Raw genomic sequence first — 3,878 nt, 5'->3', positions numbered from 1 at the left:
CGCTCAAACCCCGCCAGCGATGTTGCACTGCATCATGGAGGGTGTTATTGTGCATTGCCGCAGAGCGGGCCTTCATCCTGAGATCCCGTTCCCATCAGCCAGAACCGGAGTATCTCGATATGACTAACGCATTCGCATTCGACGCCAAGCAGTTCGATACCGCCCAGATCGACTCGCTGTTCTTCGCCCCGGCCCGCGCCTTCGCCGCCCTCTCGGTCGACTACACCGAGAAGCTGGTCAACGCCCAGCTTGAAGCCACCAAGGCCTACACCGACACCAGCTTGGCGCAGCTGCGCAACCTGGTGCAGGTCAAGGACGCCGAAGGCCTGAAGAGCTACCTGGAAGGCCAGCAGCAGGTCGCCAAGGAGCTGACCGAGCGCCTGAAGGGCGATGCCGAGAAGGTCGTGGCCCTGCAGCAGGAGTTCGTGCAGGAGAGCCAGAAGCTGACCGAAGGCAGCGTCAAGCAGGCTCAGGAATCCGCCAAGCAGGTGACCGAGTCTGCCGCCAGCGCCACCAGCAAGGCCGCCAAAGAAGCCGCTCCGGCTGCCAAGGCCAAGACTGCCGCCCAGGCGTAAGTCTGCGGCCCGCGCCGCGGGCTGATAGAGCAGTAAGAATTCAACAGGCCGCCGATCCATGATCGGCGGCCTGTTGCCGTTCTAGCTTGGCCGCTTGGCTATTAATCGGGGGACAGACCCTATTTCTCACCATGAAGTCCTTTGGCGTATGAAGGATCCGCTATGCTTGAGTAGCTTGGGCTTTTCTGGGGAGTGGTGATGCCAACCGTCCTGCGCTGTGATGGCTACAGGTTCTATTTCTACAGCCATGAGCCCGATGAACCGCCCCATGTACATGTCGACCACGGCAGTGCGACGGCCAAGGTATGGCTGCATGATGCGGTGGTTGCGCGTAATATTGGATTTTCCGCCAAGGAGCTCGGTCGGATACAGCGGATGGTCCGTGAGCGTGAGCAAGAATTGCGGGAGGCATGGCATGCATTCTTTGGTATCTGACAACGACCTGCGAGTCATGAGCGTGCAAATCGATGATGATCGCCTCACCGTGGAACTGATGGATGGTAGAGCGATCTCCGTTCCACTGGCCTGGTTCCCGCGGCTCTGTTCGGCGACTCAAGCGCAGCGTAACAACTGGGAGCTTGCTGGCGGTGGTTACGGCATCCATTGGCCCGACCTTGATGAGGATCTAAGCACCGAGGGCCTGCTGAAGGGCGCCAGGGCACCTCATCCTGCCTAATCGGGGACAGACCCCCATTTCCCTTTTCCCTCTTCGCACGCTGCCCAAATCAGCTTGGGGTATGTGGCCGAGAGAGTGGTTCGATGGCCAGTCGCAGCCCCAGGGCATTAGCGACCTTGCTGATGGTAGAGAAAGCGGGGTTGCCTTCCCCGGAGAGCGCCTTGTAAAGCCCTTCCCGGCTCATGCCGACTTGCTTGGCCAACTGGCTCATGTTGCGGGCGCGGGCGATATCGCCCAGCGCGGCGGCGAGAAGAGCAGGGTCGTTCTCTTCCATCACCGCTTCCAGATAGGCGGCGATTTCTTCCTCGGTCTGGAGGTACTCGGCAGTGTCGTAGTGGGTGAATGTCACGTGTTGAGTCCCCATGGGATCACTCCTTCCATTGCGCGGCAATGATTTTGGCCTGTTCGATGTCACGTGGCTGGGTGCTTTTGTCGCCCCCACAGAGTAACACCACGACCACTGGGCCTCTGGCCAGGTAGTAGACGCGGTAGCCCGGGCCGAGAGGAATACGCAATTCCGATATGCCTTCGCCTACTGGCTTTACGTCGCCAGGGTTGCCCAGACTGAGCCGCCTGAGGCGGGCGGCAATCTTGGCACGTGCTCGCGTATCACGGAGGCTCCGTAGCCATTGATCAAAGACATCGGTCTTTATGAGCTCGATCATATGTCAACTGTAGTTGGCATGTTTATGGGTGTCAACTACAGTTTACACATGGTCGGTAATCTCGGTACGGTACCTAATCGGGGACAGCCCCCCATTTCGCTGATGGCTTGCGGGTCGCCCCGTGGCGTGGCCAGTAGATGGACGTGGTTGGTCATCAGCACGTAGGCGTGGATGGCGATGCCGTTGTCGTGGCTGACCTCCTCGAGCAGCTGCAGGTAGGCCAGGCAGTCTTCGGGGTCGGCGAAGCAGACGCTGCGGTTGTGGCCTCGCTGGATCAGATGCAGCGGGGTGCCGGGAAGCAGCAGACGGGCGCGACGGGTCATGGCGTTGCTTGTGACGGCGGCGGTTGCTGTCAGCGTCGACCATGTAGGGGGCGATGGCCGTCAGTGAGAGTCGACGGTAGCTGTAGGTGATTCGCTAATCGGGGTCTGTCCCCGGTTTCCCTTGCAGCTATGTAGTAATGTACCTACATTGTGTAGTGGGCGATGAGCCAGGAGAAACGTCATGACGATCACCACGCTTTCCAGCCGTGAGCTGAACCAGGACATCGGCCGTGCCAAGAAGGCGGCACGGCATGGGCCGGTGTTCATTACTGACCGTGGCACGCCGGCTCACGTGTTATTGAGCATCGAGGACTACCAGCGGTTGATCGGAAAGAAACGTAGCCTGGTCGAGGCGCTTGCCATGCCTGGGCTGGCGGATATCCCGTTCGACCCGCCGCGGGTGAAGATCGAAAGCCGTCCTGCGGACCTGTCCTGATGTACCTGCTCGACACGAACGTCATCTCGGAACTGCGCAAGGCGGGCAGTGGCAGGGCGGATGAGCAGGTGGTGGCTTGGATATCCGGGCAGGATGCGGCCTACTTCTACGTCTCCGCCCTGACGATCATGGAGCTGGAAATCGGCGTATTGCGAGTGGAGCGCAGGGATGCCACGCAAGGCGCCTTGCTTCGCACCTGGCTGGATTCACATGTGTTGCCTGAGTTTGCCGAGCGTACCTTGCCCGTGGATACCAGCGTGGCGCTCTGCTGTGCCCGGCTACATGTTCCCGATCCGCGCGCCGAGCGCGACGCCATCATTGCCGCCACTGCCATCGTCCACGGCATGACCGTGGTGACCCGCAATATCGCTGATTTTGAAGCGACCGGGGTAGCGCTGGTGAATCCGTGGGATTAAACGGGGTCTGTCCCCGGTTTTCTGGAGGCCAGCGCAATGCCCCACTACCCCTATCTTGAACACCATGGCGGCGCCAGCGGGGTGACCGGCAGCTGCCATCGCCTGCAGATCAGTGACGACCGTGCGTTGCTGGTGGACTGCGGGCTCTTTCAGGGCCAGGACGCCGACCACGTCGACAGCTTCGAGCAGCTCCAGGTGCGCTCCCCCGTGGGGGACGTGATGGCGCTGGTGGTGACCCACGTGCATATCGACCATATCGGCCGGCTGCCCTATCTGCTGGCGGCGGGCTATCGCGGGCCGATAATCTGCTCGGTGCCCTCGGCGCGGTTGCTGCCGCTGGTGATCGAGGATGCGCTGAAGATCGGCTTCACCCGCGACCGGGCGTTGATCGAGCGCTTCCTGGCCGAGGTGGCGGGGCGGCTGGTGGCGTTGCCTTACCGGGAGTGGCACACCCTGGTGGACGACGCGCGCCACCGGGTGCGGGTCAAGGTGAACACTCCCACGCATCATGCGACGCATCGATGCGGGGCTTCAAGCTCTCGCCGCCAGAGCGTTGAGAGCGTGACCGGTGTTCTCGGTTTGCCAGGGGAGCTTCGGCCCGCTGACAACTGCCCGTCCTTGCGGCGGGTCAGCTTGTGTTTCCAAGCCCAATAGCGGGCGCCGATGTTGTAGCTGGCGTTGAGGTCGGCGTTGTACTGCTTGCCGTTCGGAAAGGTAGCCAGTTCGTGCTGTGCCTTGTCCCGCTTGACGCGACCCGAGCCATCGAAAGCCCAGGAAGACGTGCCCC

The 3,878-nt window shown here is 61.4% G+C and carries 9 protein-coding genes; 6 read left to right on the top strand and 3 right to left on the bottom strand.

The window, feature by feature from the left end; translation table 11 throughout:
• Positions 1-119: 119 nt before the first annotated feature.
• The 3 genes from LWH48_RS17950 (at position 120) to LWH48_RS17940 (ending at position 1,251) form a co-directional block, all read left to right on the top strand.
• A complete protein-coding gene (locus LWH48_RS17950) occupies positions 120-575 on the top strand; it encodes a phasin family protein (protein ID WP_332875641.1) in 456 nt (151 codons plus the stop codon).
• A 198-nt stretch (positions 576-773) separates the two neighbouring features.
• Positions 774-1,010, top strand: coding sequence for a DUF4160 domain-containing protein (locus LWH48_RS17945; protein ID WP_161432002.1), 237 nt, complete (start codon positions 774-776; stop codon positions 1,008-1,010).
• Positions 991-1,251: a DUF2442 domain-containing protein gene (locus LWH48_RS17940; protein ID WP_232913655.1), complete on the top strand. Its 261-nt coding sequence runs from the start codon at positions 991-993 to the stop codon at positions 1,249-1,251. The genes LWH48_RS17945 and LWH48_RS17940 overlap by 20 nt, the downstream gene beginning before the upstream one ends.
• A 49-nt stretch (positions 1,252-1,300) precedes the next feature.
• Here the strand turns inward: LWH48_RS17940 and LWH48_RS17935 are convergent, their stop codons facing one another.
• The 3 genes from LWH48_RS17935 to LWH48_RS17925 are packed head-to-tail and all read right to left on the bottom strand — an operon-like array spanning position 1,301 to position 2,239.
• Positions 1,301-1,615: an addiction module antidote protein gene (locus LWH48_RS17935; protein WP_161432005.1), complete on the bottom strand. Its 315-nt coding sequence runs from the start codon at positions 1,613-1,615 to the stop codon at positions 1,301-1,303.
• A 4-nt stretch (positions 1,616-1,619) separates the two neighbouring features.
• Positions 1,620-1,916, bottom strand: coding sequence for a type II toxin-antitoxin system RelE/ParE family toxin (locus LWH48_RS17930; protein ID WP_232913654.1), 297 nt, complete (start codon positions 1,914-1,916; stop codon positions 1,620-1,622).
• Positions 1,917-1,951: 35 nt separating this feature from the next.
• The gene (locus LWH48_RS17925) at positions 1,952-2,239 is read right to left on the bottom strand and encodes a transposase (protein ID WP_232913653.1); all 288 of its coding nucleotides are present in this window, start codon (positions 2,237-2,239) and stop codon (positions 1,952-1,954) included.
• 181 nt (positions 2,240-2,420) lie between these two features.
• On the opposite strand from LWH48_RS17925, the gene LWH48_RS17920 reads away from it, so the two are divergent.
• Genes LWH48_RS17920 through LWH48_RS17910 form a run of 3 tightly spaced genes read left to right on the top strand, consistent with a single transcriptional unit; the run spans position 2,421 to position 3,745 of the window.
• A complete protein-coding gene (locus LWH48_RS17920; protein ID WP_232913652.1) occupies positions 2,421-2,675 on the top strand; it encodes a type II toxin-antitoxin system Phd/YefM family antitoxin in 255 nt (84 codons plus the stop codon).
• Positions 2,675-3,091, top strand: coding sequence for a type II toxin-antitoxin system VapC family toxin (locus tag LWH48_RS17915; RefSeq protein WP_232913651.1), 417 nt, complete (start codon positions 2,675-2,677; stop codon positions 3,089-3,091). Before LWH48_RS17920 ends, LWH48_RS17915 begins: the two co-directional genes overlap by 1 nt.
• Before the next feature lie 36 nt (positions 3,092-3,127).
• Positions 3,128-3,745 (top strand): MBL fold metallo-hydrolase, encoded by a 618-nt coding sequence (locus tag LWH48_RS17910; protein WP_232913650.1) that lies wholly within the window; start codon positions 3,128-3,130, stop codon positions 3,743-3,745.
• Positions 3,746-3,878 lie beyond the last annotated feature (133 nt).

It is taken from the genome of Halomonas sp. G15 (assembly GCF_021282295.1).
GTDB classification, from domain to species: domain Bacteria; phylum Pseudomonadota; class Gammaproteobacteria; order Pseudomonadales; family Halomonadaceae; genus Halomonas; species Halomonas alimentaria.
This window is presented reverse-complemented; position numbering and strand designations above follow the sequence as displayed.